At 54.2% G+C, this 25,941-nt stretch carries 29 protein-coding genes and 1 pseudogene; 15 read left to right on the top strand and 15 right to left on the bottom strand.

The annotated features are described in order from the left end of the window. Window positions 1-149: 149 nt before the first annotated feature. The 5 genes from SIB42_RS09030 to SIB42_RS09010 form a co-directional block, all read right to left on the bottom strand. Window positions 150-1,181: a carbamoyl-phosphate synthase gene (locus SIB42_RS09030; RefSeq protein ID WP_067098066.1), complete on the bottom strand. Its 1,032-nt coding sequence runs from the start codon at window positions 1,179-1,181 to the stop codon at window positions 150-152. Between the two features lie 111 nt (window positions 1,182-1,292). Further along, window positions 1,293-2,894: a phage major capsid protein gene (locus tag SIB42_RS09025; protein ID WP_067098069.1), complete on the bottom strand. Its 1,602-nt coding sequence runs from the start codon at window positions 2,892-2,894 to the stop codon at window positions 1,293-1,295. A gap of 311 nt (window positions 2,895-3,205) precedes the next feature. After that, the gene (locus SIB42_RS09020; RefSeq protein ID WP_067098072.1) at window positions 3,206-4,489 is read right to left on the bottom strand and encodes a VapE domain-containing protein; all 1,284 of its coding nucleotides are present in this window, start codon (window positions 4,487-4,489) and stop codon (window positions 3,206-3,208) included. Between the two features lie 268 nt (window positions 4,490-4,757). Beyond that, on the bottom strand, window positions 4,758-4,976 hold the full coding sequence (locus SIB42_RS09015; protein WP_413327844.1) for a hypothetical protein: 219 nt from the start codon (window positions 4,974-4,976) through the stop codon (window positions 4,758-4,760). Window positions 4,977-5,028: 52 nt separating this feature from the next. Next, the gene (locus SIB42_RS09010) at window positions 5,029-5,205 is read right to left on the bottom strand and encodes a hypothetical protein (protein ID WP_156485275.1); all 177 of its coding nucleotides are present in this window, start codon (window positions 5,203-5,205) and stop codon (window positions 5,029-5,031) included. A 306-nt stretch (window positions 5,206-5,511) separates the two neighbouring features. Between SIB42_RS09010 and SIB42_RS09005 the strand changes: the two genes are divergently transcribed. From SIB42_RS09005 to SIB42_RS08995, 3 genes are all read left to right on the top strand, one after another. Further along, the gene (locus SIB42_RS09005; RefSeq protein ID WP_156485276.1) at window positions 5,512-5,652 is read left to right on the top strand and encodes a hypothetical protein; all 141 of its coding nucleotides are present in this window, start codon (window positions 5,512-5,514) and stop codon (window positions 5,650-5,652) included. Window positions 5,653-5,737: 85 nt separating this feature from the next. After that, a complete protein-coding gene (locus SIB42_RS09000; RefSeq protein WP_156485277.1) occupies window positions 5,738-6,553 on the top strand; it encodes a hypothetical protein in 816 nt (271 codons plus the stop codon). A 431-nt stretch (window positions 6,554-6,984) separates the two neighbouring features. Continuing rightward, on the top strand, window positions 6,985-8,118 hold the full coding sequence (locus tag SIB42_RS08995; protein WP_231856490.1) for a transporter substrate-binding domain-containing protein: 1,134 nt from the start codon (window positions 6,985-6,987) through the stop codon (window positions 8,116-8,118). A gap of 328 nt (window positions 8,119-8,446) precedes the next feature. Here SIB42_RS08995 and SIB42_RS08990 read toward each other — a convergent pair whose 3' ends face one another. Next, complete coding sequence (locus tag SIB42_RS08990; RefSeq protein ID WP_156485278.1) at window positions 8,447-8,806, bottom strand: hypothetical protein; 360 nt, start codon at window positions 8,804-8,806, stop codon at window positions 8,447-8,449. 500 nt (window positions 8,807-9,306) lie between these two features. Between SIB42_RS08990 and SIB42_RS08985 the strand changes: the two genes are divergently transcribed. The 6 genes from SIB42_RS08985 (at window position 9,307) to SIB42_RS08960 (ending at window position 11,579) form a co-directional block, all read left to right on the top strand. Then, window positions 9,307-9,678 (top strand): hypothetical protein, encoded by a 372-nt coding sequence (locus SIB42_RS08985; RefSeq protein WP_067098087.1) that lies wholly within the window; start codon window positions 9,307-9,309, stop codon window positions 9,676-9,678. Between the two features lie 8 nt (window positions 9,679-9,686). Next, complete coding sequence (locus SIB42_RS08980) at window positions 9,687-10,052, top strand: hypothetical protein (protein WP_067098090.1); 366 nt, start codon at window positions 9,687-9,689, stop codon at window positions 10,050-10,052. Then, a complete protein-coding gene (locus tag SIB42_RS08975; RefSeq protein ID WP_067098093.1) occupies window positions 10,049-10,417 on the top strand; it encodes a hypothetical protein in 369 nt (122 codons plus the stop codon). The genes SIB42_RS08980 and SIB42_RS08975 overlap by 4 nt, the downstream gene beginning before the upstream one ends. A 49-nt stretch (window positions 10,418-10,466) precedes the next feature. Next, window positions 10,467-10,727 carry a hypothetical protein gene (locus SIB42_RS08970; protein WP_067098096.1) on the top strand — a complete coding sequence of 87 codons (261 nt, stop codon included), beginning with the start codon at window positions 10,467-10,469 and terminating at the stop codon, window positions 10,725-10,727. Window positions 10,728-10,750: 23 nt separating this feature from the next. After that, window positions 10,751-11,050, top strand: a complete 300-nt coding sequence (locus SIB42_RS08965) for a hypothetical protein (protein ID WP_156485279.1) — start codon at window positions 10,751-10,753, stop codon at window positions 11,048-11,050. A 199-nt stretch (window positions 11,051-11,249) separates the two neighbouring features. Beyond that, a complete protein-coding gene (locus tag SIB42_RS08960) occupies window positions 11,250-11,579 on the top strand; it encodes a hypothetical protein (protein ID WP_156485280.1) in 330 nt (109 codons plus the stop codon). A 27-nt stretch (window positions 11,580-11,606) separates the two neighbouring features. Here the strand turns inward: SIB42_RS08960 and SIB42_RS08955 are convergent, their stop codons facing one another. Both SIB42_RS08955 and SIB42_RS08950 read right to left on the bottom strand, forming a co-directional pair. After that, on the bottom strand, window positions 11,607-12,593 hold the full coding sequence (locus tag SIB42_RS08955; protein WP_156485281.1) for a hypothetical protein: 987 nt from the start codon (window positions 12,591-12,593) through the stop codon (window positions 11,607-11,609). A gap of 9 nt (window positions 12,594-12,602) precedes the next feature. Next, window positions 12,603-12,791 (bottom strand): annotated as a pseudogene (locus SIB42_RS08950) (DUF6538 domain-containing protein); the annotation flags it as partial. Window positions 12,792-12,904: 113 nt separating this feature from the next. Here SIB42_RS08950 and glmU point away from each other — a divergent pair. The 4 genes from glmU to SIB42_RS08930 all read left to right on the top strand — a co-directional run bounded on the left by glmU (window position 12,905) and on the right by SIB42_RS08930 (window position 16,089). Then, window positions 12,905-14,257 carry a bifunctional UDP-N-acetylglucosamine diphosphorylase/glucosamine-1-phosphate N-acetyltransferase GlmU gene (glmU, locus tag SIB42_RS08945; protein WP_067098174.1) on the top strand — a complete coding sequence of 451 codons (1,353 nt, stop codon included), beginning with the start codon at window positions 12,905-12,907 and terminating at the stop codon, window positions 14,255-14,257. A gap of 210 nt (window positions 14,258-14,467) precedes the next feature. Then, the gene (locus tag SIB42_RS08940) at window positions 14,468-14,653 is read left to right on the top strand and encodes a hypothetical protein (protein ID WP_067098105.1); all 186 of its coding nucleotides are present in this window, start codon (window positions 14,468-14,470) and stop codon (window positions 14,651-14,653) included. A 93-nt stretch (window positions 14,654-14,746) separates the two neighbouring features. Continuing rightward, window positions 14,747-15,751, top strand: coding sequence for a metallophosphoesterase family protein (locus tag SIB42_RS08935; protein ID WP_156485282.1), 1,005 nt, complete (start codon window positions 14,747-14,749; stop codon window positions 15,749-15,751). Window positions 15,752-15,894: 143 nt separating this feature from the next. Continuing rightward, a complete protein-coding gene (locus tag SIB42_RS08930; protein ID WP_067098177.1) occupies window positions 15,895-16,089 on the top strand; it encodes a hypothetical protein in 195 nt (64 codons plus the stop codon). 10 nt (window positions 16,090-16,099) lie between these two features. Here the strand turns inward: SIB42_RS08930 and SIB42_RS08925 are convergent, their stop codons facing one another. The 6 genes from SIB42_RS08925 to menD form a co-directional block, all read right to left on the bottom strand. Then, window positions 16,100-17,488: a UDP-N-acetylmuramoyl-tripeptide--D-alanyl-D-alanine ligase gene (locus SIB42_RS08925; protein WP_067098114.1), complete on the bottom strand. Its 1,389-nt coding sequence runs from the start codon at window positions 17,486-17,488 to the stop codon at window positions 16,100-16,102. Further along, on the bottom strand, window positions 17,485-18,264 hold the full coding sequence (locus SIB42_RS08920; RefSeq protein WP_067098117.1) for a hypothetical protein: 780 nt from the start codon (window positions 18,262-18,264) through the stop codon (window positions 17,485-17,487). Before SIB42_RS08920 ends, SIB42_RS08925 begins: the two co-directional genes overlap by 4 nt. A 96-nt stretch (window positions 18,265-18,360) precedes the next feature. Continuing rightward, on the bottom strand, window positions 18,361-19,905 hold the full coding sequence (gene glgA, locus SIB42_RS08915; protein ID WP_067098120.1) for a glycogen synthase GlgA: 1,545 nt from the start codon (window positions 19,903-19,905) through the stop codon (window positions 18,361-18,363). Window positions 19,906-19,966: 61 nt separating this feature from the next. Beyond that, window positions 19,967-20,638: a L,D-transpeptidase gene (locus SIB42_RS08910; protein WP_231856491.1), complete on the bottom strand. Its 672-nt coding sequence runs from the start codon at window positions 20,636-20,638 to the stop codon at window positions 19,967-19,969. Between the two features lie 34 nt (window positions 20,639-20,672). Further along, entirely contained in the window at window positions 20,673-21,548 is an 876-nt protein-coding gene (gene menB / locus SIB42_RS08905) for a 1,4-dihydroxy-2-naphthoyl-CoA synthase (protein ID WP_067098123.1), read from the bottom strand. A gap of 14 nt (window positions 21,549-21,562) precedes the next feature. Continuing rightward, window positions 21,563-23,344, bottom strand: coding sequence for a 2-succinyl-5-enolpyruvyl-6-hydroxy-3-cyclohexene-1-carboxylic-acid synthase (menD, locus tag SIB42_RS08900; RefSeq protein ID WP_231856492.1), 1,782 nt, complete (start codon window positions 23,342-23,344; stop codon window positions 21,563-21,565). Between the two features lie 49 nt (window positions 23,345-23,393). Here menD and lepB point away from each other — a divergent pair, with 49 nt between their 5' ends. Together lepB and SIB42_RS08890 are read left to right on the top strand one after the other, a co-directional pair. Further along, the gene (lepB, locus tag SIB42_RS08895; protein ID WP_067098185.1) at window positions 23,394-24,011 is read left to right on the top strand and encodes a signal peptidase I; all 618 of its coding nucleotides are present in this window, start codon (window positions 23,394-23,396) and stop codon (window positions 24,009-24,011) included. A gap of 14 nt (window positions 24,012-24,025) precedes the next feature. Continuing rightward, window positions 24,026-24,373: a DUF760 domain-containing protein gene (locus SIB42_RS08890; protein WP_067098188.1), complete on the top strand. Its 348-nt coding sequence runs from the start codon at window positions 24,026-24,028 to the stop codon at window positions 24,371-24,373. Window positions 24,374-24,421: 48 nt separating this feature from the next. On the opposite strand, the gene SIB42_RS08885 is transcribed toward SIB42_RS08890, so the two are convergent. Then, window positions 24,422-25,603 (bottom strand): DUF4336 domain-containing protein, encoded by a 1,182-nt coding sequence (locus SIB42_RS08885; protein ID WP_067098126.1) that lies wholly within the window; start codon window positions 25,601-25,603, stop codon window positions 24,422-24,424. Between the last annotated feature and the right edge of the window lie 338 nt (window positions 25,604-25,941).

Raw genomic sequence — 25,941 nt, 5'->3', positions numbered from 1 at the left:
TGGCTTTTAGGCTTTAGCCCGCCTTGGGCGTACCCAAGCAGATAACAGAACCACTTTCAGGGCGAGGACTAAGCATTAATTAGCAATTAGAGACAAGCATGAGGTTGGTGCGAATTAGAAAATCAACTTTGAGCACAATATCGATCATCTTAGCAAGCCGCATAGTCGCAAACTGGGACACAGAGGAGGGCATTGCAAACAAATGTTGGGCATCCGCATTCACTTAAATTCCTGCACATCCCTTGCTGCATGTAGCATCCATCTGCCACTTTGATATCTCGATTAGCAATAGAACCTGTCAGCGATTGAATTACTGGCAGCTTGCTTTGTCCAATGCTACGGCTAGAGCTATTTTCTTGGGCAGGCAAGCCCAGTCTGTATGAAATGCTTCCTAAAATACGAGTTTCAAAGATTTCATCGTAGCTAGCCTTTAGCCCAAATACAAGATCATCTGTTGCTTCATATTCGAGTGCAACTTGCCCTCCTGACGAACTTTCATTCACATAACAATCGGTATCTTGAAAATAGTATCCAGCTTTTATTTTAAGCTCAGGTCTCAAGTAGTAGCTTGCATCTAATCCATAAAGATCAAGAGCGCCACCATTGTAATTAGAATTTAGGCGTTGAAATGTATTTCCTACTGGAATGTTGGTATAAGCATTTAACCCAAAGCCGCTTTCATGAACTGCTTCTGCATTGAAGGCAATCTGTTGGAAAAGAACCGTCCTCTTATCCTTAACACTCACTCCTGTATCTGCCTCACCTGAAGTGATCGGACGGCTGTCATAACCAGCATTCAGACCAAACATCAAACTGCGGTCGCTATTCAGCCAGCGATACCCAAGCCGAGTTGAAGTGCTGACAGTGGTGCCAGCAACATCGGTGTTGATGATGCTGCTATCACCCTCACGGTCAGCGAAGTTGGCGTTGACCAGGGCATCAAGGAACCAAACGCTGTTGTCGCCAACAGACAGTGGCAAGAACCCGCCAATGCCCGCCTGGTTCGGCGTTCCAGCACCTTGCAGCGCGCCTTGGAAGCCAAGGGTTGGCTTGACCACATCCTTAAGGCTGATGCTCATCACATCACCCAGATCCTCTGCACTGCCGTCCTGTGCTCTTAGTGGCAGTGGGGCGATGGCAACAGCAGAAGCCAACAATCCAATCGAGAGGCGGCGGAGCATTGGATAGGCGTCAGTCCGCGCATGATGCCCCGTACTGGTTCGTCATGCATAAAAAGCCCGAGGCGTCCAAACCCCGGGCCAGTGCTGCACCACAAGCAGGCGGTCACGCGGTTATGCGATCGCGTCCTGCATAGAAGCAAATGATTCAGCGTGGCGGACTGCAATATCGATGCTCTGTAAGACGCGAACGCCTGTCGTTCCCTTAGCAAAATCGGTGTAGGGATCTACAAGAATCTCAGTCGTGCCATAGAGGCCGATCAGTAGATCGTTGAAGTTCCCGTAGATAACAGCGGACAGATTGGACCCAGTGCCCTTGGAGAGGTTTGAGGGGACGTTATTGCTGACCTCGTAACGCCTCCCCGCAATCTGGGAACGGCCAAGTTCAGCTCCATAAGGGCTGAGCAGGTATTGGCTTTGCGAGTCCTTGAGTTTTCCAAGAACCGACTCGACCTTCGAGTTCGTGAGGAAGCCGCACGTTGCAACATCAGCGTTATCGACAGCGACCTCTTTTTTGAGGTCTAGTAAGTGATCCAACGTTGGCGATGCACCATTGGTTCCGCCAGCTACTGAACCAATTCCTGATGTATTGAGGATGCCGAGTGGTTGGTTGCTTGATCCACTACCAGTGATTGCAGCCGCATCGATTGCGTCAGCGATCAAGGCGACGAAATCGGCGCGGATCAGCTGCTCAATGTCAGGAGTGCTCTGCAGATTCATCAGGTGAGAGAACTTGCTGAGTGCACCAACGGTCTTGGGCGACATCGTTACGGTGCCGATCGTCCCGGTTGATTCGGTGATGCTGTCGCTGTCATCAGCACCAAACCAATAGGCCGTAGCCGTGCCGGTGCGCTTAGGGATGCTTACGTCTCCGACCAGATCGCTAAGGAAGGTCGCACCAAGTTCAGCTACTGCGAGGCGATCACGAAGTGCCTCGATGAAGTTGTCAGCCAGGTGATCAGTAGCGATCAGGTTGCCGCCTGCCGTGGCCGTGCCAGCGACATAGGTGCGCTTCTTCCAGCCTGAATCAGGAACAAAGAAACCCTGAGTGCGGCGACCGTTGCGTCGTTCCAGCTCTTGATTGATCTCTGCTTCACGGCCCCTCAGTCCGCGCCCAGAGGCGATGCCTTGAGCAGCGCGAACAATTGAGAACTGCTCGGCTTCACGGTTGTATTCAGCATCTGGCGCGATGGCAGTGCTGATCGGTTCGTAAGTGCTGGTCATTGGTTGTGTTGTCGTAGTAGGTAAAGCGCGGTTCACGCCAATGGATGCGTCGGCAGGGATGCTCACGACGCTCAATTCGATCGGCTGCCATTTGCGGACGACCATCACGTCGTCTTCCTGCTCGGCTTGCAGCACGGAGTAACCAACACTGATGTTGGACATCACTCCTGCTTCGACGTCCTGCCGCACTTGTCGTGCCAGGTCGTTAGTGGCCCATGTAATGCGGGCCATGCCGCGGCGTCTCTCATCAATCCATGCCCGCTCGACAATGCCGAGCACGCGATCGGGGTCATGGTTGAACAGCAGCGGTGCCGCACCACCGTTGAGCCTGGTTAGGTCAACGGCTTCTCGGTCGTGATCCAACACCTCATCACCGAAATATCGGGTGACAGGTGTCTCGCTGCTGAACGAGAACTCAAGCTGATCAGAATCAGCCTGAGGTTCATCGATGGTGAGATAACGCCGTTGGACATCAACGGCTGTAGTCGTCATAAATAACTCTCCTGTCTCATAAAAGGTGAGTACTTAAATGCTAAATATCACAAGAAATGAATATGCTGCTCTTGCTTAAATCGGTCTAATCAATGCAATTCTCGGGCGTTTTGTGCAGAAATTGGCCTAAGCAGCCATAAAGACCCATAACGCAAACACAGGGGAGGTCCATAAGTCCATGGCCCCCCTCCCCATCAACTCTCTTCCATGCATCTCTATCTCCATAGTTTTTAAAGGGAAGGGGTCAGTAGGACAGTGGACCTATGACTGCAATAACTGGCTTTTAACCATGGACAGCACCATGGACCTACCTAGGACCTGCACCATCTTCGTGGACGTGTTGAGTCGCTTTTGGTGGCTGCAATCCGCTTCAGACTCCATCCGGTCCTTGTCATGTGGGACTTGACCAACATCTGTCCACGTTGGGCCGTCATCTTGCGGAAGATTTCCGATGTTCTGGCCAGATCCGCATACAGCTCGCTTGGTGCAATCTGCGTGCAATCTGGCCGACTCCTGATGAAGCTATTAAGGTGCTCCTCTAACGGGTTGTCCTCACCAAAGTCATCATTAATTGCATCGTTTAAATGCTCATCAGACTCTTTTAAGTACGAGCTGTAGCCATTTAGAAAAAGCCGATAAGCCTCGGCCCAAATACGAGGCTTGAGACGGACCAAAGCTTCCGTGTCGATCTGTTCCTGCCGTGTGCGCGTGACCGGGATGATCCACCAACGACGATTGCCCGTCGGATCGACCAGGAATGTCCCTTCGTTGCAGGTGCCGAGAAAAACGGAATGGCGTGGGACTGGCGACACCTTCCGTCCGTATGGGGTGCGAAAGCTGTCGACGTTGGTGCTCAGAAAATTCTTGAGATGACCGGCGTGGGTCTGACTGGTGATCCCATCCAGCTCCCCCAGCTCCAGTCCCCAGAAACGATGCACTGTGAGCATCGCGTCCTTGCTGCCGATGCGTCCTCGAAACGTTGTGAACCAGGGGTCGAAAAGCGTGCGCCAAAACGATGTCTTGCGGCTGCCTCCCTCCCCTTGAAGCACCAAACAGGTGTCGTGCTGACAGCCCGGATCAAAAGCCCTGCGCACTGCACCGACCAAGGTTTTGACCAGCATCCGGTCGTAAATAGTCTCCGGTCCTGAAAGATCACCAGGACGTAGAAACTCAGACGCAAGACGAAAAATGTCGTACGGCTCTTGGTCCCTACAACTCAGCAACCAGTTCTGCACCGGGTGATAGGCGTCACCCTGCGCTGCAAGGTCCAAAGCATCGATGGCTTCACCCTTGGCGATGTCATACCCACGGCTCTGACAGAGCACGTAAAAGCAGTCATGCGCCGTTGGAGAGAGGGGCATGCCCTGCACCTCAACCTCATCGGTCATCAAATTCCAGCGCAGCGATCCGTGCCCTTGTGCTGCCATCTCTGACAGCACCTCCATCACCGTCGCCGCATTGGCTTTTTTCTGAGCCCTCCGTGGCAGTAGTTCGCCCAACAGCTCATCAGGACTAGAGCGTCGAGCGAGAGCCGCCACCTTCTCGTTAGCAGCCTGTTCTGCCTCCCAGGAGTCATAAATACGAGAACCCGTCATCGCCGAGCCCTCCTCGCCTCGCGTTCCCAGAGCAAGCAGCCCAATGGGAATTTATGGGCGTGAACGTCAGCGATTCGTTGGCAATGCTCGGCAGTCCAGCCGACTTCGCGTCCTTGCCGCAGCAAGGCGCTGGTGGTGGAGACATCGATGTCTTGCCAGGGCCAAGTTGTTCTGAACTTTGACGCTACGGGCCATCCATTACTGGATGTCGCAGTACCGTTGAAGTCAGTCTTTTGTTCTTGGCCCCCTGTTGACGCAGGGGTTTTTTTCATGACTTCCGCTCCAGTACTTCAAGTCGTTCAGCAATCGACTGGATCTGAATCAACTGGACCTGCTCAATGGCGTCTGCCTTTCCAATGACGCGGACCAGAGCATCCGCATGCACCTTGCAGACTTGCTGCAACTGCATGTGTGAGGCACTCAGGTAAGAGATTTGATCGATCAACCAAGCGACGCGTTGTTGGTCGTTCTCAAGGACAGAAGCCATCTCCTTCCATCTCTTGGCTTGAGCCTCAACCTGTCCGATGTCCCATGCGAGTTCAGGCATCAGCTGTGCCCTCCGCCGGGAACGCCTGGTCGAGAACATGCCGAAGCAGCAGTGCTCGAGGCACGCCGTATTTCTTTGCGGTCGCGTCGACGCGATCAGCCAATCCACGGTCAACACCGACCTGGAGCTTCGCGACGATCCTCTGCGGGATTGGAGGTAAATCAAACATGGATTCATCCGAGAGCGGGGGACGAATCCTTTTTGGCATCAGCCGAGATCCCTGTCTACACCTGCGTTTTGGGGCATTCCTAAAAACGCGTCAAGTTCATCGGGTGTGTGTTGACCCACCTGATCACGCCTGAATCCACATCGGCGATCGATGCAGCGCATCTGGCCAGCTCGAAGTGCTCCCTTTCGCAAGAAAAGGCAACCAGCGTATTCCGGAAGACATGAGTAAATCTACTTAAGCGTTAATACTCATCTGGTTAAATTCCTTTTTGTCCCGTGTTCCTAGCTCTGGTCATGTTTATAGGTATTGGCAGCGTCCTTGGTGCTGTTGCTGTTCTGGATGGCGCTTCGTCGTAGTCCAGTCGACTACAACGACTCGCAGAGGGCCAGGTCGAGGTGCTGGCCCCAGGGAATCGGCATGCAGGAGAACAATCAGCCGCCAGTCTGATTCGAGTGGCACGAAATCTTCCTCAGTGCCGCAGCGGGCACAACCAAGCAAAGCTCGGCATCATTCGCGGAATGACTCCTGAGCCATGCTTCGCCGTCTCTCCGTTGGACTGCTCGCTTCATCTGCTTTAGTTTTTAATTCCTTCCCTGTAATGGCGAGGGAACAATGCACTCCAAGGATCCTGTATGAAAGAATCAAATTACAAGCAGAAAGCCTGGAAAAAGAACTAAGAAAAACGCTTGGGTCTAGACCTGGCATGCAAATTAAAAATGTTCTTTGGATCGGAGAAGGTAAATTCAAGCTCATCTGTAATGGTCAATACCCTGATGAATTGCCTTTTAAAGCATCAAATCACCCACCTGTTGACCGGTCAAGAATCATTGGATGGACCAGAGGTGAAGGGCTGGCAGGAAAACCTGGAAAATATATATTTAAAACCTCTGCTTCAAATGAATTAATCCCAATTCTCTCAATGTACTCAGACGAACTATTGAAATACGGTGCCTCAATAGCACAACCAGGGGATGTCTTGAATACTCCCAAAAAAAGCGTTTTGGCAACATATATATATGGAGCAGATTATCTAGAAGATTTCGTTCTACCAGAGAACGGCGCCAGAATTGAACGTCATCCAAATGACCACATGCTTACCCTTTTGTCAAAAGTTGATGGAAGAGAGTCTTATTTCGTGGTTGGGAAAGTTGATTCAGGCAAGCTCAATCTTGCCGCTATAAGGCTGGAGCCTGGCGTAACTCTTCATGTAAAGGGAAACACAGTGCATACCAACGATTATGTGACCGGGGTTGTTCAAGAGATTTATCCCAAAAAATGGGGGATTGACGAAGTTTTGTTGATGAATGACAAAGGTGATGCAGTGAGACTTATTCCATCCAATCGATAGTCACTAAGTTAACAAAACTGGGGGCTCCTAAAAGCCTAAGTCGTTGCCTCTTGCATGCGGTTCGGCTGGCGCATGAACTGCTCGCCGCTGGAGAGCTTCACCTGGGGGGCACCTACGACGCATTGGGCAAGCCTAGTGCTAAGCCGTAAGAGCTAGCTGAAGGAACAGGTGGAGTGATTCCCAGAAGGGGTAAGCAATGAGCGCAACCAAGCAAAGGTCGACATCCTGCGAAAGACGAGCTGATCACCACGCCGTAGCGGTCTTGTCTCGACAACAACCCACTGCGCATGCTCAATGGGGCGTGGGGGAGAACAGTCCTTTCCGTGCTCGTATTATCAAGCGAATGAGTTGCCACAACTCGTACTCATTGTCAATAGTGGTGTATCGGTAACGCCCGTAGCGGTAACGACATGAGATTCAAGTGGAATCAATTGCTTGCAACAATCACCAGCGCTTTTGCGCTGTGCCTTGTTGCAGAGTTTATTTTTATACCGATACAAGCAGATCAAGCTTTTGATAAGGATGAAAAGACTCTCAAAATCGGCACTGTTGACGACTTTTTACCGTGCTCAGATTATATAAATCAAACCCACGAAGGAATGGCTATTGATATTTGGAGGCGAATCGGTGAAAGGCTAAAGTTGAAATACGAAATATCTAGTATTCCAAGTTTTGACGAAGCCGTAAGCCTTGCTGCAATCGGAAAATTTGATGTGATCGCTTCATGTCATGAAGTCACGCCGGAGCGCCTAGAATTGGTTCAATATGCAGTTCCATACACTTCGGGCGGAATAGTTATAGTTAGCAGGCAAAATCAAAGGCCAGTTTTTGATCTTATTGTTAAAATATTTCGAAATAAGATTGTTGTTCGCTGCAGCTTATTGTTGCTCTTGGTAACCGCCGTAACAGCGTATACATCAAAATATTTTAGAAGCTCAAAAGCTACTAGAAAATCAAAGGCTAGGCGATTCACTCGAGCCTGGACGTTTTTGATTCTTAATGACGGGATTGATACGGTGATTGGACCAAAAATTCTTGACAACATTGCTGTACTGATTTCTAGCCTTTCACATATGCTTTTAATGTCTGCAATTATTGGAACAACAGTGACAATCGTTTTCGAGGAGAATATTGCTAAAGCAACTAAGGAACTTGGCAATAAAGAGCTTGAATCCATGCTGAAAGAGGGAATCGCTGTCCTCGGCGAGTCTTCGACAGCAAGCTGGCTCAACAACAGGATTGCAATTACTGGTATATATTCAGAGCCGGATCTCGAGCCAATTACGGTTAAAACCAAGGCAGAAATGCTCGACCTTTTGCGCGGTCGCTCTGCCGACAAGCCCCATCATTTCGTGGCAAATATAACCACTTATTCGACTAAACTAAAAGAAGCTGGTCTAGAAAAAGAATTTGCAATTTCCTATCAATCTCCTAGAAAAACACCTCAATCATTTATTTTTGGCAGCAATCTGGATGACGGTCTTAAGCAATTAATCAATATTGAGATTGCCAAGATGAATAGAAACGGACTTACTGAACAATTAGAAAAAGACTGGCTTAATTAGTAATCAAGACTGCAATCAACTAGCAACTCCTGCCAATACTCGTTCAACGGCAGCAATCGACTCCGACTCCCTGGTATTGGTGCCGTAGTGCTGTTTTCAGTATCCACAGGTACTTCTTTCCCTGCTCGCCGGACTTTTTGCAGAGTAACCTTCTAGGCTCGCCCTATAAAAAAGGCTGAAAAACTAATGTTAGCCAGTTTTATACTTTTCTATTCACTCGTATAACTACTGGGTTTATTTTGTCTACTTCGGGATTTTTCTCCCCCTTCGTAGTACTTTCAATCTTGAAAAGGGATTGGTATTATAACAAGCAATTTTAGAGGAAGATTCAGTCAGAGCTTGAGTCACAAGTGCTGCTGCCTGAGTCGCTACTGCTTGAGTCACAGCGATCATCCTGACTATCTTGCTCATACTCATACATCTCATGATTTAATCTATCGCTCTCATCCGTATACGAGTTTCTTCTTTTGTTTGTTCGTGATTTAGAGGGACTGCCTTTTGCCCCCCTTGCCAACAGAGTAAACACCAAAACAGAGATAGAGAAAAAGCTAAAGAGAAGAATGATCCAAATAATAAAACTAATAAATGGATGCGAGCTAGACGATGCCAACACAAGTGCCAATGCTGCTGCGAAAAAAGTAATAATTGATAATTGTTTAGTGGCCAGCAGATTGTTGGAATTACTCATTCTTGTTAGCCGAGTAGTACTTAACTCTATTCAAGATGAACTTCCTGTCAATTTAACGAATAAATAGAATCAAGAACTTTTGCAAGTTCTCCTTTGCCTTGACCCTGTCCAGCCTGCCCTGTTAAGCAGGCAGTGGCTCAGGACATTGCACCACGTTGGATTGCTAATCCGGCTTGGCTTTGCTGAGGTCGCTAGCTATCACTGGGTTCTCGCCTCATAATGTCGCTCGTACCTGTGCCCGTACCCAAATAAATCCGGCCCCCGGTCTCTGCGTGTTGCTAATAAGGCAACTGGCACACTCTTAAGAGGTGTGCAAGGGGCCTGCGTGCGCCCCTGCCCGCATGCACCAGCTTTTGGTGTCATTACACTTATAAGGATTTGGAACGCTTTCTAGCCTTAGAGACAGCTCCAGACTTCAGTTTTTTTTGACATGTTCCGCCACCTAACGCCATCTAACGCCTAACAAGAGGCTATAAGGAGCGTATACACAGGCGCAGCTAATGGGTGACAAGAAGTCGGACAAACTCACGCAGACATACCCCAACTGGTTGAACTGGGCAGGGGCTGTTCTATTCATAGCGATTACGGTAACTTCGTTTGTACCAGGTAGTGGAAACTGGCAATGGGTTCCAGTCTATGCGTTGATGTCATACATCTTTATTAGAAAGAGTAAGGAGAAGAAAGTTTGGGAGTTAGGGGAGAGGTTAGTAATGCCTGTTATTACCCTTTGCTGTGTAGTTAGTTTTATTACGGCAACTGGAGGGAATGGCGGGAAATATGACTTATGGCTTTATGGAGGAGGTGCGTTAATTGGCACCTTTGTTAGTGTCTTTGATGTATATATCAAGCCAAGACTAAAAATAAACAAATAGCAAGTTTAATGAAAAAACTAATTCCAACTCTCTTTATAAGCTTAAGCGTTATCGCCTTATTTTGCGCGACTTCCATTATTAATATTACAGCAGATGCGAAGCCAAATCCATCAAAAAGCTGCGACGGAGTACATGAATTTTATGGAAATCCATTAGCCGATAGCGGCAGAGGCTCTGATCTAAGGATTCTATTCTTTGTCGGCGAACGAGAGAACATATTGGGATGCTTTAACAATACAAGAGGAGTTAAAGTAGCACCTCTTCAAAAGGAGCTAGATGACAAAATGTACAGCAAGAAGGATGAACAATTAATTCTAGATATCGTTAAAGAACTGAACATTCAAGATCCATACCTTGCCAATGGAGGAATATGAAGCTGCTGATTGTTTTACTTATGTTTGGCTTAGGTTCGTTAGAACTCGCCTTGGGCTTAAATACAAGGTCACAATCAGTCAGCAGTGTCGTGCCCTTCTATGAAAATTTCCGTCAAGGCCAGTATTACTGGAGCTATTTAATCAAGGCAGAGAAAGTTGGGATAGGTAAATGGCAGATTAAAACTAAAACTATTTATGATACACCTAGTAATCCTTACTTCTCTGAATCAATCGTTGATTGCAAAGTACAGACTATTGCTAGGGAAAATGGGCTTGACTTAAAGATTCCTAAGGATTGGCTCAATACAGCTGAAATGGGATTGCCTGAGCTATACGAAGCGGTCTGTGAGAAGAAGCCTGAGTAATGATGCAGATGCGTGACGTTGCTAATGTTCAGGAATCTTGTTTCTGTCTATGAAATCCCTAATAGCCCTTAGTGCACTACTCCTTTATGGTTCTCCAGTAGTATTTGCTGATATCGGACCAATTCCTGTTGCCTTTAAAGAAAAGTGTATGGGTTCCGATGAAATGGAGGACGACTACAGGATTCAGAAATCTAAGTATTGCGACTGTATGGGCGAATACTTCTACGTTAAATATGCAGACCAAGACTTCAAAGAGATTTTTGAAGAGATTGTGACTATTTGTAAGAGCAAATACCCGCCATTGAATTAAGCTATAATATATAGATTTTTCAGATGATACATCCAATCTTCTTTAGTGCTCTGCTCCTATCAGTTACGCCTGGTCTTGCTGCCAGCAATACGGCTTCAGCAAGACTGAAAGGTTATAATTACGGCTACATTTATGGAGTCGGCAATATTTTGTGCGGCCTGGCAATAGATAACTTTATTAAAAAAGAATACGCAAAAGATATATTATCTGGGACAGTTAAGGCGCTTTCAGAAAATCCAGATCACAAGCCTTATGTTTCTGACATACGCAATTCATACCAGAATATAACAGAAGATATAGTCTGCAAAGAGGTGTACCAATGAAGCTTTCATTCCTCCTTGGCGCTCTACTCCTCTCAGCTTCTCCAGCATTAGCTCTACCTGCAAGGCTGTTGTGCCATGAAAATGATGGAGTGGCCATCTATGAAGCAAATGAGTTGATGGAGTACTTCGAAAAAAAAGGGTTGAGAGACCAATATGTGAGCCAGAAGATTATTTCAATGATGATTGTGAAACGCGACACATGTATGGAGAGGATGACCCATACACCATTGAGTTCAACCCAGATACACGGGAAGCTGTTGTAGACCGTAGTTCAGATATTATCTTTTATTCTATCGAAGAAACAAGAAATCAAATTAAGTTAGTCAGGAAAAGGCGCCCTATACTTGAGAGCACATATCAAAGCACCGGCAATCAAGAGTTCCAGGAATATAGTATTTTTATTGATAAGGGCTCTTTGTCCTCTGTTTATACGGAAATCATTGACCGAACTGACTGGGGAACAGCGGAAAAAGGTGGAATTTTATATACCTTTGTAATCAATGGTTCGTGTAAGAATCACCCTTTGTGAGATACAAGCACTGCGTGTTTTGCATTGCTATTGCTCCTGCTGATTCAAGGCACCTGTGATGTCATCAATTAAATCCCAGACCTTTTGTGTCTCTCTCAGGAGAACTGCATCAGGAAATTCACAGTAGGAACGGTTAGAGGATGAACCACTACTAGAGCCATGACCACATACCTCATCAATAATCCTTGCATCACAGCCAGCTCTTCTAGAGAGTTCAATGAAGGTGTGCCGAGCACTATGTAAGACAACATTAGTGTCAGAAATCAAGTCTCTTAGTCTTTTCCTTAGCGTCCTTTGATTCCTATCTAGACGCTTGTAGACCTTTGGGAGAGGGACACGACGGTAACTAGACAATGTTTTAGGTCTAAAGATCAGTTTGCCGTTCTTCCAGACTTCATTAATAACCAGCATATCCTTATCAACTACACCATATTCAAGCTCTTGAATCCTTAGGCCCATCATTGTCAGAAGGAGTGCTTCAGGATGCTTCTGTTTGATCAAGCAAAGCTCATCATCAGTAAAGGAACGTCTGTCTGATTTTTTCTTGACTGAGTATGAGATTGATTTAAAGAGGTTTACCTCAAGGTGATCTAACTGCACGAGCACTTCGGTGATGGCAGAGAGATTCTTTAGGTAAGAGGCCACGGTGTTGGGTTGTTTGCCTAGCTCTTCTTCGTCTTCAATGAAGTCCCAGATCAGTTGCTTGGTCAATTGATGTGGTGATCCGTAAGGCTGGATCTTTTTGATCTGACTTCTGGCGTGCTTGATGGAACCGGCTGCCAGAGGTCTGGAGTTAGTGCGGTTCTTTTGCTTGATCCAGAGCTGCATGGCCTCTTCCCAATCAACGGGAATGGTTTTGCCGGTGCTGAGAGCCTCGTAAACCAGCTTCTGCTTCTGAGTTGGATTGGCCTCGTCTAAACCAACCAACAGCTCAGTAAGGAACGCTGGGTTCTCTTCAGGGTCCCTAATGGCTTCTACGTGGTCTCTGAGGTCAGACAGACCCTTTGGCTTCATCAGGGCCTCCAGTTCCCGTTCAAGCTGCAGGTAGGTAGGTCCATAGCGGGTGAGAGCAACGTTGTAGTTGGTGGTCTTCAGGGATCTTGTTAGGCATGTTTTACCCACAACCTCCCGTAACCTTGGCGGCACTATCAAACGGCAGTAGTAAGTAGGTCCCTTGGACGTCTTGTAAGGACCTTTCCTGTTCCTCCCCACAGCCTTAGTGCGCCCTTTAGTGTGGTCAGCTTAAGCCCCAAACCAGCTGCAGCGACAGGTTTTGACAAAAAGCTGGGCATCCGTTAGATTCCGCCCGATTCGCATTGCTGTTCATGCTCGCTGTCGCTGTTCTGGCCGCAGGCAAAGGCACCCGCATGAAGAGTGCACTGCCGAAGGTGCTGCAGCCACTGGCTGGCGCCACTCTGGTGGAACGGGTTCTGGCTAGCGCCGGCAATCTGCAGCCTGAGCGGCGGATTCTGATCGTTGGCCATCAGGCCGCTCGTGTTGAACAACAGCTGAGCCCCATCGGCGGGCTGGAATTTGTCTTGCAGGATCCTCAAAACGGCACGGGCCACGCCGTGCAACAGCTGTTGACACCACTACATGGTTTTGAGGGGGAGCTGCTGGTGCTGAATGGCGACGTCCCGCTGCTGCGTGCTGAAACCATCGATCAGTTGGTGGCCACACACCGGAGCAGTGGTGCCGATGTGACCCTGCTGACGGCACGACTGGACGACCCCACCGGCTATGGCCGCGTTTTTGCAACTGCCGATGGCCTGGTTAGCGCCATCATTGAGCATCGCGACTGCAATGAGGAACAACACTGCAACAACCTCACCAATGCAGGCATCTACTGCTTCAACTGGCGCAAGCTCGCGGCCGTGCTGCCGACGCTGAGCACTGACAACGACCAGGGCGAGTTGTACCTCACCGACACCGTTGGCATGCTCGATCGGGCCATGCACCTGGAAGTGCAGGATTCTGATGAAGTCAACGGCATCAACAACCGGCGCCAGCTGGCTCAATGCGAAGCCATGTTGCAGCAGCGCCTCAAAGAACACTGGATGGATGAGGGGGTCACCTTTGTGGATCCGAACAGCTGCAGCCTGAGTGAAACATGCCAGTTCGGTCGCGATGTGGTGATCGAAGCTCAAACACACCTACGAGGCGCTTGCCAGATCGGCGACAACTGCCGACTCGGACCCGGCAGCCTTCTGGAGGATGCGGTGCTTGGGGACGGTGTCACCGTGCTGCACTCGGTGATCAACAAGGCCGAGGTGGGAAGCAACACTGCAGTTGGACCATTCGCCCACCTCCGGCCCGCTGCGGCAATCGGCGATGGCTGCAAGATCGGCAATTTCGTTGAGGTAAAAAAGAGCACCATTGCCAATGGCAGCAAAGTGAATCACCTCAGCTACATCGGCGATGCCGAGCTGGGGACCAATGTGAATGTGGGCGCTGGCACGATCACGGCCAACTACGACGGCGTGAACAAACACCGCACCGTGATCGGCGACAACAGCAAAACAGGAGCCAATTCAGTGCTGGTGGCACCGATCACCCTTGGAAAGAGTGTCACGGTGGCGGCCGGTTCAACTCTCACCAAAAACGTTGCTGATGGAGCTCTCGCGATTGGACGCGCCAAACAAACGATGAAAGACAACTGGCATGCAGCGAAGCCATAGGGCCAATCTCAAAACGGAGGAAATCTCAGCACTTTTGGGATCTGTCGGCCTCCATCATCAGCTGACGCTGAACGTTGGATCCACTACCAACAAGGGTGTCGTTGATGGCGCATCTGCCATCAATCAAACTCGAGAAATTGTCAGAGAAGGGTGAAGCACGACTCCACAGCCAAGCCAGTTTCTGACGTCCGACCTCTCCCCTGAGCATCGATGCCGTCGAAGATTGTTCTCAATGCCGATCTGAACGTCTGTTCGGCACTCAGATCCTGGGCCTGCAACAACAGTAAGGTGCTCAAAGGTTTCGATCTTCTCGTTGCCGAGGAAGTGCTTGAGCGCATGACCAGCGACGGCAGCCTCGGCAATCTTTCTGTGACGTCGTCGCGCACCATCGCGTAAGGAGGCGATATCGAACTGGCCGCGACGATTCTGCACGGCGAGATCAGCGGCCTGGTCCATTTCCCTGCCCCAGGAGCTGAACGGGCCTGGGATGTGCTGTCGGAGATATCAAGCAGTCGACTGGACGACTATCTCGACCGCCACTACACGGCTAAATGGGATGGTCAACGCTGCCTTCAATATCAACCGGGCCATCACACCAGACTGCCGAACCGCTACTACCGGTTTCGTCATGCCGGTGTAGACGTCTTCGCGCTCGACTCCAACACTCTGATTACTCCGTTGAGCGGGCGCGACGACCGTACCTCGCTGAGACAACAGCTGAAATCCCTCGACGACGAGCAGACCCGCTGCCTGAAAGCGCTGTCGCTGAAAGCCCGCGATGAAAAGCAACGCGATGGATTAATGGATGATCTCGAGACCCTGCAGGAGGAACGGCTCGATCTGCAAAGGAGGCTTCACCATCACGCCGCTGAAGATGGCGAGCAGCTCACATGGCTGCGCGACGGACTGATCGCATCCCATCGAGATCCGCGTGTTCGCGGCCGAATCCTGACCCTGCATCACCCTCCCTACGTGACCGAGAGAACCAAATGGGCAAAGGCCGACACACTGGGGATCAGGCAGCGGCTGCGCACTGTTCTTGATGATGTCAACCGAGTCCTCGGCCGCCAGAGCCGCAGTCAGCGAACCGTCGATCTCGTGCTCAGCGGGCATGCTCACTGCCTCGAGATTTTGAGGACAGACGACACCGGTCATGGCGATTCATTCACCAACTGGGCTGTCTGCGGCGGCAGCGGCTACAGCCTGCGTGACCAGCGAGGACAGGGCCCTCACCTCAGCGAATCGCAGAGCAATGGAGAGCAGCGACGGGTCGCCACCAGTGAACTGTATGTGGGCAGAAGCTGGGCTGACTGCGATGGCGGCAAGGCTTACAGCGCCCTGCGAGTTGACATCAGCGAGGGCAGTCCCCTGCGAATCCGACTGACTCCCCTGATCTCCCATCGTGAGGAGAGCGGCTGGAATGAGGTCACGATGAATGCGATGGAACTGCCGCAACCTGATCAACTCAAAACAATGAGTTCAAACGCCAATTGAACGGTTGGCAAAACTTGTTGTAGGCAACATCAACGCGCAAAACTGATCCGAATCCACTGTCCGAATCCACTGATTGTCTTCAGGTGATGCCGATGGCCTGATGCTGATCATGCGGGACGTTGGGTGAATCCATCACTGGATCCATGAACGATCACAAGCGCTACACGGTGCGTTATCGGGACGCCAGCAGCCGACAGATCGAATCCTGTTACTACGCCGGTGATGCGTTTGAGGCCAGAGTGCTGGCCATGGAGTCAGTTCCTTACATCCGAAACCATCCCCATGCCATCGATCTGATTCGCTGCGAAGACACCCAATCAGGAGTGATGGCGGCCTAAACCGCAACCCTCAGGGTTGCTTGAGCAACGGGATTAATCGCTCAAGAGCAACTCCGCGGCTGGCCTTCAGCAACAGCATGTCGCCAGGCTGCAACCAGTGATTGAGAGTTTCTGCAGCCAGTTCGGGCGACTCCACTAGAGCAAATCGCTCGAGAGATGTCGCCGCTCGCTGCATGGCAGCAGCCTCGTCACCCGACGCCACAGCCACCAGACCGTCCAATCCGAGCTGGACGGCTCTGGAGACCACGGCCTGATGCAGCTCGATGCTGCTGGCGCCGAGCTCGAGCATGGTGCCGAGTACGGCGAACCGCCGACCGCTCTGCTGTGCCAGGAGATCCAGAGCTGCAAGCACAGCTTCCGGGGAAGCGTTGTAGGTCTCATCGAGAACAGTGAGTGTGCCGATGCTCATGCGCCGGTTACGGCCACCGGGCACGGTCACCTTGAGGTGCTGAAGATCCGCCAGGGGAACACCGAGTTCTGAGGCCACCGCCAGAGCCAGCATCAGGTTTCGGGCATTGTGGCGACCCTCCAACGGACACGAGAAGCGCAGACCCTCGAGGCTGAGCAGACCCTGCTGTGGATCATGAACACCGATCAGATCGGCCGCAAAACAATCACTCTCCGGCAGGTCAGCGGCGATGTCACCTTCAAGGGCAACCCGCAGCGTGCGACCACTCCAGCAGCGCGAAAGGGCTTGTTCCAACAAGGGATCACCCGCTGGAATCACAACCACTCCCTGGGGGGCCAAAGCGGCAGTGATCTCACACTTGGCCGTGGCGATGGCCGCACGACTCCCCAGCCGACCGATGTGTGCCGTACCGATGTTGGTGATCACGGCAATCTCCGGCTCAGCACAACGGGAGAGACGTTCAATCTCACCCAGGCCCCGCATGCCCATTTCCAACACCACAGCAGCATGGCCTTGGTGCACACCCATCAGGGTGAGCGGCACCCCGATGTCGTTGTTGTTGTTGCTGACCGTGGCTTGAACATCTCCAAGAGGCGCCAGCGTTGCTCGGATCAGCTCACGGGTGGTTGTCTTTCCGGCTGAACCAGTCACGGCCACCACACTGGCCTTGAGCTGACGCCTGTGCAGCATGGCCAGCTGCTGATAGGCCCAGAGTGTGTCCTCCACCCGCCAGTGCAGCAGACCCTCCGGCAGGGGCTGGTTCCAGTCACTGGACACAACTGCGGCTTGCGCTCCCAGCTTCGCGGCTTGGTTCAAAAAGGTATGTCCGTCAAAGCGTTCACCGCGCAAGGGGATGAAGAACGCACCCGGTTGCAGCTGGCGACTGTCGGTGCAGACAGGCCCGAGCTTGACCTGCAACTGAGCAGACGTTGCTCCACTCATTTCGGGATGCCCCCAGAGCTGCACAAGCTGAGCAAGCTGCAGCGTCATGGCGAAGGCAACGAATCAAACATGATCATGCCGCCGCCCACCCGGGCTGGCCTGGCGAGCAGATGCTGATCGACATCTTCGAGTGTGATGGCGTCATAGCCCTGGTCCTGCAGAGTGGCCCACCAGCTTTCAGCACGATCGCGGCGGAGAGCCTGCGGCAATTCAGACCACAGATCTGCATCCACAACCAGCACCGCAGCATTCTCAGCAGGCACGGGACGTGCAGACAGCAACAAGCCTGCTGGAGCTGCCCCGTCGGCGTCTACTTGCTCCAGCAGGTTCAACAAAGGATCCACCTGAAGGATCGGGAGCTCCGGCTCAGGGAGTTCGAGAGCGACAGGCTCAGGTGGTGCGGGCTGAATCGGCGCGTGTGGAGGAGACGTTGGCTTTGACATCAGTGCTGGATCAGCAGCATCCGGCACGATCTCTGGCGCTGACATCAGCGGCCGGGCCTCAGGCAAGGGAGTTGTGCGAATGCGTTCGACAGCTGGAACAGGGTCTGGATCGGCGCCGCTCAATGCTGCACGAAGCTGGACGACACCAAGAGCCAGCAGCAGCAGCAAAACAGCCAACGTGACAGGCCAGAACAAAGGAGCTAGATCCTGCGGCCAAAAACCAGGCGTGGAAAGATCACCTTCGCGGTTGCGTCGCCAGAGTTCCTGAACGCGCAGGCGCAGATCAGCAGCTGCAGCGGGAAGATCCTGACGCAAGGCTTCCCATGGACTCTGGTAGGGAGCCGGAAGCGAACGTTCGTCCCTTGCGTCCTGATCCTGCATCACTCAAGCGTTGGGACATGCAAACCGAGTGCTGCCCAGTTGGTGCGCACCAAGCCCATCACCATCATGGCCTGTCCTGACGGCAATGCGCTGGTTTTAGGAGCGAGACTGACGCAGCAAACGGGCCAGGGGGTTGCGACTGCCACGACCGCGGGCTTCGGCTTGCAGTTCTTGATCGGACTGCGGATCAATGGCTCCGTTGCGTGATGGATCAGCGTCCTGGCCCTGAGAGAACCGCTCGACAGCTGCCGCATCGGGGCCGGGTTCCTTCAGACCACAGACATCCCTGTACATCTGGTCGTACTCCAGGGCCGAGCGTGCCCAGCTGTAGTCCTCACGCATGCCTCGCAGCTGGAGCTGTTTCCAGCTGTCCTGATGGCGGTAGGCCTCCCAGGCGCGCACCAGCGCGGTGTAGAAGTCGACAGCTTCAAAGCGATCGAAACAGAACCCTGTCCCCACAGCATTGCGGGGATCGTGCGGCGGCACGGTGTCCACCAGTCCGCCCACCTTGCGGACAACAGGCACACTGCCGTAACGCATGGCATTGAGCTGACTGATGCCGCAGGGTTCAAAACGACTCGGCATCAGGAAGGCATCACTGCCGGCATAGATCAGCCGGGAGAGTGCGTCGTCGTAGGTGAGGAACACCGAAACCCTGCCCGGATGGCGAGAGGCGAGCTGCCAAAGACCGGACTCCAGGCCACGCTCACCGGTCCCGAGTACAACGATCTGGGTATCGGTGTAGGCCAGAAGTCGATCGGCAACCTGAAGGAGCAGATCAACGCCTTTCTGATCAACCAGGCGCGTCACCATGCCCAAGACAAAGGCGTCATCGCGCACTTCAAGCCCCATCCGCTCCTGCAGCACGCTCTTGCAAACCAGCTTTCCGCTGAGATCATCAGCGCTGTAATTCGCTGGCAGGGTCTTGTCTGTGGCGGGGTTCCATGCCTCAAGATCGATGCCATTGAGAATGCCGCGCAGCTTGCCGGAGATGTAGTTCAGCAACCCCTCGAGTTTTTCGCCGTATTCGGACGTGCGGATCTCCTGCGCGTAGGTCGGCGACACGGCATTGACACCTTCTGCATAGAGCAATGCTGCCGCCATGGTGTGATCCCCCTGCATGTACCAGGGGCACCAGGTCATGCGATCCAACTTCCAGCGCCAGGGCCCCTGGTATTTGAGGTTGTGGATGGTGAAGACCGTGCTGATTTCAGGGTCTTGATGCATCCAGACCGGGATCATCCCGGTGTGCCAGTCGTGGCAATGCAGTACCTGGGGCTTCCACACATTCCAGGAGAATTCCGCCGCCGCACTGGCGAAGAATGTGAAACGCCAGTCTTCATCTTCGCCGCCGTAGATCCGCTCCGGATCGAACACGGGATGGCCCACCAGGTAAAGAGGAAGGCCATTGGTGGGATGGCGGGTCTCGAACACGGCGAATTCAGTGCCCATGGTCTGGGCGCGCCAGATCGGTTCAGCGGGAATCTCAAGCTGGCTCCAGAGCTTGCTGTAGCCAGGCATGATCAGGCGCACGTCGTGGCCGAGCTGCGCCAGGGCGGGAGGCAGGGAGCCGACCACATCGCCCATACCGCCCACCTTCACCATGGGTGCACATTCGGCGGCGGCAAACAGCACACGCATGGATGATCGATCCGGCTAAGCGGCGCGACTGTAAGCGCAATCCCCCCTGTATTCAGGCCGATCAGGGCAGCACGGTGACCGGAGTTCCGACACGCACCAGCTCAAAGATCTCCTGCACGTTCTCCTCGTAAAGACGCACACATCCGTGGGACACAGCGCGACCCACCGTCCAGCGATAGGGGGTGCCGTGGAAGCCAGCCACCGTGCAGCCATCGATATCGAGGTATTGCTCTCCATCCCAGCCTTCACGGCCTTTGCAATCGCGGTAGAAGCCAATCCAGCGGCTGCCAAGTGGGTTAGTCGCATCATCCGGGCCCAGCTTCTTGCCGTTGACCGGATGGGTCCACACCGGTTTCTTGACCTTCTGCATCACGCTAAATCGCCCCGCAGGCGTTTCCCAGCCCACGGTGCCGACCGCAGCAGGAAAGCGCCGGGTGAGAACACCATCGTGCAGAACAAGCAGCTGGCGATGTTGACGATCAAGCACCAGCTGCAACCCAACCCGCTGCAGCAGATCATCGGGAACCCGTTGCATCGATTCAGCATCCGAAACGGCTGCTGCCAGGGGAGGAATGGGATCAGGTTCGCGCTTGGCGGAGGGAGCGGCAGTGGCTTCAGACGCGACAGTGTCGTTGTTGGGCTCTGCCTCAACAGACAGCGCCACACCAGGCAGCAACAGCAGCATGGCTGCCAAAGCCGGAAGGCCTGAAACGAAGGGAATGCGAACCGGCATCGCTACGCAGAGCGGGGAATTTCTCCTTGTTTAGCTAGGGCAACCAGGGAGACGCAGAGAAATCAGGATCTCGCTTCTCGAGGAAGGCGTTACGACCCTCCTGGCCCTCCTCGGTTCGATAGAAAAGATGGGTGGCCTGCCCCGCCAACTCCTGAATCCCAGCCAGCCCATCGGTCTCGGCATTGAAGGCAGCCTTGAGGCAGCGAATCGCCGTAGGACTGTGCTGCAACACCTCGCGCGCCCAGCGAACGCCCTCGGCCTCGAGCTCTTGCAGGGGAACCACGGCATTCACCAGTCCCATGCTGAGCGCCTGCTCAGCGCCATAGCGACGGCAGAGAAACCAGATCTCCCGAGCCTTGCGCTGACCCACCACCCGGGCCAGATAACCGGCACCGAATCCGCCATCGAAGCTGCCAACCCGTGGTCCGGTCTGACCGAACACGGCATTGTCTGCCGCCAGGCTGAGGTCGCAGAGCAGGTGCAACACCTGGCCGCCGCCGATCGCATAGCCGGCCACCAGAGCGATCACCACCTTGGGCAGGCTGCGGATCATCCTCTGCAGATCAAGAACATTGAGGCGGGCAAGACCCTGTTCATCGAAATAGCCGCCGTCGCCACGGACGCTCTGATCCCCACCGGCGCAGAAGGCGTAGCCGCCGTCGTCTGCAGGACCAACCCCAGTGAACAGCACCACACCGATGCTGCTGTCATCGCGAATGCGGGCGAAGGCATCGCAGAGCTCCGCCACAGTGCGCGGGCGAAAGGCATTGCGTTTCTGCGGTCGATTCATGGCAACCCTGGCAATGCCTGCTTCGCAGCGATCGAGCAGCACATCCTCGTATTGGCCCCAGGGCTGCCACGTCACCCCTGGATCACCGGGCAAGACCGCGCGGGGGAACGACTCAGCCATGGCAGCGACGACGATCAGGCCTCCGTTGTACCGCCCCGCGACTGCTGCAGTGCGGCGGCGGTGATCTCGCGCAGCTGATGACGCAGCTCGGCATCGGCGGATCGATCGGTGCAAACACGCAGCAGTGCTGTGCGCTGCTGCGCCAGTCCCCACTCCAGAGCAAGCTGCAGATCCTCGAGCCGGGTCAGCTGGCGAGCGGGCACGGCATGGGCCGCTGCCAGAGCCAGAGGGTCATGGCGCTGAGGCATGGCAAACAACTGATCCAACGCGTTGGATGCAACGGAAGCAATCGGCAGCTGGGCAAAGATTCCGCCACCGTCGTTATCGATCAGCAGCACCAGCAGAGGTGGTGAGGCCCCGCTGGCCAGCAGCCAGCCATTGCTGTCGTGCTGCAGCGCCAGATCACCGCAGATCAGCACGGTTGGACCCTGAACGCGGGCCAGACCAAGAGCCAGCGACAGGGTGCCATCGATGCCGGACGCCCCGCGGAAGCTGAAACATCGACGTGAGCCAAGATCGGCAGCCGCGAAGGTCTGCCAGTCGCGCACAGGACTGCTGGCGGCAAGCATCAGCGGCATCCCCTGCGGCAACAGTTCAGGCAGGGCCTTCATCAGCGCGGGCTCGCTGACGCCGCCTGCAGCCGGCAAGTGCTGATCCAGAACGTGTTGCACCTGGGCATCGGCCTCAGCCCAGGCCGTGAGCAGCGCCCGCGAGCTGGACGGACTGAAGCAAGCATCGGTGCTGATGGTTTTCCACCAAGCCACCAGGCCACTGCTGCACTGCCGCGACAAACCGAGCGGATCAAGGCAGCGGGGTTCGCCCTCGCTGATCAACAGCTGGCCCGAACCAAGACTGCGCAACCAGCTCTCCAGTCGCCGGCTGGCAGGGAGTGGGCCCAGCCGCAGCACCTGAAGGTCTGCCTCAGCAGCCGGCAGACACTGCGGCAACAGCAGTTCCCAGTGGCGGATCAAATGGGGCAGATCAGCGGGAATCGCAGCCAGCTGATCGGCCAGTACCGGCCAGCCACTGCACTCAGCGAGCGCCCTGATTGCCTGCTGATAGGCGGGCTTGGCGGCTTCCAGGCCTCGCCAGGGTCCTGCCACCACCACGCCGGGACGGGACCAATCGAAGCCATCGGTTGGCCGGGTAGCAGCGGAGGCCGGTGGACGGCGAAGCTGCCGCTGCTGATTCACAGCACAATCCCAACCCGACCAGGCCTGCTGCTGGTCTTCGCGGCTGGGATGCAGGGGCTCCTCGAAGGGGAGATTGAGGTGCACCGGCCCGGGATACTGAAGCGTTTGCTCCCAGGCTTGGTTCGCCAGCGCTTGCAGCTGGGTCTGGGACAGCCGGTGCAGACCATCCAGGGGTCCAGTCGTGAACGCACGACAAACCGACGCCAGAAAGTCCTCCTGATTGACCGTCTGGTTGGCACCGCAATTCTTGAGCCTTTGCGGACGATCGGCTGTGAGCAACAGCAAGGGCAGAGCGGAGCGATCGGCCTCCACCGCAGCGGGCAGCAGATTGGCCACCGCAGTGCCCGACGTGGTGATCACAGCCACTGCACGCCCGGATGCTGCCGCCATGCCCAGGGCATGAAAGGCGGCGGAGCGCTCATCAATGGCCGTGGTCAGCGTCAGCAATCCCCGTTCAGCCAGGCCACCCGCCGCCAGCGCCAGTGGTGCAGAACGACTGCCAGGGCAGAGCACCAGGCGCTCCAGGCCTTGCCGCTGCAGGCACAACAGCAGACCTATCGCTGCAGCGAGATTGTCGGCGGCGTGACTCAGACCTGATGCCAAGGCTGATGCGATCCTCGGTCAAGGCCAACCCTCATTGCTGACGCTGCTGATGAGCGACCCTTCCGCCGACTCCACGAAACATCAGGGGAGCTGGCGCTCTTTGCTGATCTGGGTGCTGCTGGCACTGCTGCTGCGCTGGATCGTGGTAGAGCCGCGCTGGATTCCATCCGGATCGATGCTGCCCACCCTGCAACTGCAGGACCGGATCCTGGTGGAGAAACTGAGTCCACGCTTTGACCGGGTACGTCACCAATCGCTGCCCCTGAACAGCATCGTGGTGTTCAAGGTTCCTGAGCCTCTGGTACAGGCCGGATATGACCCGGATGCTGCCTTGATCAAGAGGGTGGTGGGCAGGCCAGGAGACCAGCTGGAGGTGCGAGATGGCCAGCTCTGGCGCAACGGTGAGGCCGTGGATGAGCCCTGGCTGAACCAAGAGATCGACTATGTGATGGCCCCGCTCACCGTGCCCGACAACGAACTCTGGGTGATGGGCGACAACCGTAATGCCAGCCTTGATTCCCACCTCTGGGGCCCGCTGCCGGAAGCCGATGTGATCGGGACGGCAATCCTGCGCTACTGGCCGCTTAACAGGTTCGGTCCGATTCGGTTCTCTCGACCCGACGCTTTAGTGACGAAGAGCACAGCTGCGATAGGGTCAGTCACATGACGGAGAGCGATGGGATGTTTAACCCTGAGTTTCTGACCACCGATAACCAGGAGGGTCAGCCCGTCAATGGCCTGATTCAGTACCTGCAGGATCAATCTCCAGACGTGCTGCAACGCGTGGCCAAATCGGCCAGTCCGGACATTCAGGACATCATTCGCCACAACGTTCAGGGGCTGCTGGGAATGCTTCCCGGTGAACAGTTCGAGGTGAAAGTGACCTCCAATCGCGACAACCTGGCCAACATGCTGGCCTCCGCGATGATGACCGGCTATTTCCTGCGCCAGATGGAGCAACGCAAGGAGCTGGAAGAGACGCTGTTCGGCGACGATGAAATGGCGATCGACTCCGACTCGGATCTCTGAATCCAAATCCAATTCACATCTGCAGTGATGAGCGATTACAGCGTTTTTTCACTGCGATGACTTCTGCGAGTCGGGAACAACGCCGAGTTCGAGCAGGGTTTGATCAATGTTTGCCAGGAACTCCCAGTTGCCTTCACTGGGGGCCCATTCCCGCATCATGAGATGCTCGCGCAGCTGAACAACCTGCAAGGTTGAGAAGACCAGCGGCGCTGAATAGTGAGCGGGCACCAACCAGTGCAGATCGCGCTGCTGTTCGAGAGCCGCCAACCAGGCGATCAACGCCTGTCGTTGCCTGGGCAGCACCAGGCGCTCCAACACCGGTGCCACCTGCAGTCGTGGTTGACCATCTCCCATCAACGCTCTTGCCGAATCCAGCCAGCCGAGCTTCCAGGCGAAGGGATACAGGCCGAAATGGGTTCGCGCACTGCGCAGACCGGGCCGAAAAGCCTGCCGGATCACCTGCAGCAAATCAGGTACATCAAGCGGTTCAGGCCGCAGATAGGAGGCAAACAACACGAGCCTCGCCCAGCCGCGCCGGCGATTGTCTGGTGTGTCGTCAAAGGGTTGATCGCCGCGGTCACGCGCATGAAACAGCAGCGGTGCAGGGTCGTGAGCAAACACATCCGGCGGTTCAGAGGAAATCCCAACCAGGGCATCCGTCACCAGCAGTGCGCCTGAGGGGCGGTGCAGACAGCTCACTTCCTGAAAACGACCAACGCCGAGATCCAGGGGCCCAAGCGAAATCCACTCACAGACTTCGGGATGGGGCACGCCATCGTCAAGCAACACCCTGGTTCTGTTGGCGGGCACACCTAACCAAGAAAGCGGCAAATTGATCGGAAAACTCCACTGGCCTGGGCAGACCCAGAGATCAGCCTCAGGAAATGCTCTGGCCAGAGGAGCCAACGGCAGCTTGTGCTCCAGACCGGAGGCCGTGGGCAACACGATGCTGCGCACCGGACCATGCTCAGCTTCGAGGCGGCGAATCAACGCACGAAGCTCGCCGGTGGGCGGCAGCGGATTCACCAGCATCAAACCGCCGGGAACCTTCACCACCGTGAGCCGGATCGGCACCGCCACGTAATACACACCCTGAAGCTGCTCAAGGCTCCAGAGCTGTCCGGGAATCAGCTCTTCAAAGTGCGTGGCACGGCGGCCATATGGATACAACGGCAGCAGCGGCCACCAGGGCCAACTCTGATCCTCAGATTGGATGCTGCTCGCAGCCACTCAATTCAAGTTTCCTGACAACGATTCTGCCTAGAGGCGGTGCGTGCAGCGATCGATTTGAAAATGGCATGCAGCCAGTGGCATCGAACAGACCTCTAAAGCCGGAACCAAGACTCAGCCCCCTCTTGACCCCTCTCAACGAAACCGAGCGATGGCCCAATCAAATCCTGCACGAATCGGCTTAACACCAGTGGCTTCATCACAGTGTCGGCTCCAGAATCAAGCAAACAAAGCCTGCATTTGCTAGTTCTCTCGCCACTCATACCGGAGCATCTCCCTTGGAACAGGGAGTGGAACGCTGGCGTCTGGACATGTCCGGTGAAGCCTAGTAGCTGGCT

Origin of the sequence: Synechococcus sp. MIT S9508 (genome assembly GCF_047303045.1) — a bacterium.
Lineage (GTDB): Bacteria > Cyanobacteriota > Cyanobacteriia > PCC-6307 > Cyanobiaceae > Synechococcus_C.
This window is presented reverse-complemented; position numbering and strand designations above follow the sequence as displayed.

Bases quoted from the DNA above. Each gene is read 5' to 3' on its own strand.
- SIB42_RS09030 (WP_067098066.1), bottom strand. From the start codon at position 1,181: ATGCTCCGCCGCCTCTCGATTGGATTGTTGGCTTCTGCTGTTGCCATC.
- SIB42_RS09025 (WP_067098069.1), bottom strand. From the start codon at position 2,894: ATGACGACTACAGCCGTTGATGTCCAACGGCGTTATCTCACCATCGAT.
- SIB42_RS09020 (WP_067098072.1), bottom strand. From the start codon at position 4,489: ATGACGGGTTCTCGTATTTATGACTCCTGGGAGGCAGAACAGGCTGCT.
- SIB42_RS09015 (WP_413327844.1), bottom strand. From the start codon at position 4,976: ATGGCTTCTGTCCTTGAGAACGACCAACAACGCGTCGCTTGGTTGATC.
- SIB42_RS09010 (WP_156485275.1), bottom strand. From the start codon at position 5,205: ATGTTTGATTTACCTCCAATCCCGCAGAGGATCGTCGCGAAGCTCCAG.
- SIB42_RS09000 (WP_156485277.1), top strand. From the start codon at position 5,738: ATGCTTCGCCGTCTCTCCGTTGGACTGCTCGCTTCATCTGCTTTAGTT.
- SIB42_RS08990 (WP_156485278.1), bottom strand. From the start codon at position 8,806: ATGAGTAATTCCAACAATCTGCTGGCCACTAAACAATTATCAATTATT.
- SIB42_RS08985 (WP_067098087.1), top strand. From the start codon at position 9,307: ATGGGTGACAAGAAGTCGGACAAACTCACGCAGACATACCCCAACTGG.
- SIB42_RS08980 (WP_067098090.1), top strand. From the start codon at position 9,687: ATGAAAAAACTAATTCCAACTCTCTTTATAAGCTTAAGCGTTATCGCC.
- SIB42_RS08975 (WP_067098093.1), top strand. From the start codon at position 10,049: ATGAAGCTGCTGATTGTTTTACTTATGTTTGGCTTAGGTTCGTTAGAA.
- SIB42_RS08970 (WP_067098096.1), top strand. From the start codon at position 10,467: ATGAAATCCCTAATAGCCCTTAGTGCACTACTCCTTTATGGTTCTCCA.
- SIB42_RS08965 (WP_156485279.1), top strand. From the start codon at position 10,751: ATGATACATCCAATCTTCTTTAGTGCTCTGCTCCTATCAGTTACGCCT.
- SIB42_RS08960 (WP_156485280.1), top strand. From the start codon at position 11,250: ATGTATGGAGAGGATGACCCATACACCATTGAGTTCAACCCAGATACA.
- SIB42_RS08955 (WP_156485281.1), bottom strand. From the start codon at position 12,593: ATGAAGCCAAAGGGTCTGTCTGACCTCAGAGACCACGTAGAAGCCATT.
- glmU (WP_067098174.1), top strand. From the start codon at position 12,905: ATGCTCGCTGTCGCTGTTCTGGCCGCAGGCAAAGGCACCCGCATGAAG.
- SIB42_RS08940 (WP_067098105.1), top strand. From the start codon at position 14,468: ATGCCGTCGAAGATTGTTCTCAATGCCGATCTGAACGTCTGTTCGGCA.
- SIB42_RS08930 (WP_067098177.1), top strand. From the start codon at position 15,895: ATGAACGATCACAAGCGCTACACGGTGCGTTATCGGGACGCCAGCAGC.
- SIB42_RS08925 (WP_067098114.1), bottom strand. From the start codon at position 17,488: ATGACGCTGCAGCTTGCTCAGCTTGTGCAGCTCTGGGGGCATCCCGAA.
- SIB42_RS08920 (WP_067098117.1), bottom strand. From the start codon at position 18,264: ATGCAGGATCAGGACGCAAGGGACGAACGTTCGCTTCCGGCTCCCTAC.
- glgA (WP_067098120.1), bottom strand. From the start codon at position 19,905: ATGCGTGTGCTGTTTGCCGCCGCCGAATGTGCACCCATGGTGAAGGTG.
- SIB42_RS08910 (WP_231856491.1), bottom strand. From the start codon at position 20,638: ATGCCGGTTCGCATTCCCTTCGTTTCAGGCCTTCCGGCTTTGGCAGCC.
- menB (WP_067098123.1), bottom strand. From the start codon at position 21,548: ATGGCTGAGTCGTTCCCCCGCGCGGTCTTGCCCGGTGATCCAGGGGTG.
- lepB (WP_067098185.1), top strand. From the start codon at position 23,394: ATGAGCGACCCTTCCGCCGACTCCACGAAACATCAGGGGAGCTGGCGC.
- SIB42_RS08890 (WP_067098188.1), top strand. From the start codon at position 24,026: ATGTTTAACCCTGAGTTTCTGACCACCGATAACCAGGAGGGTCAGCCC.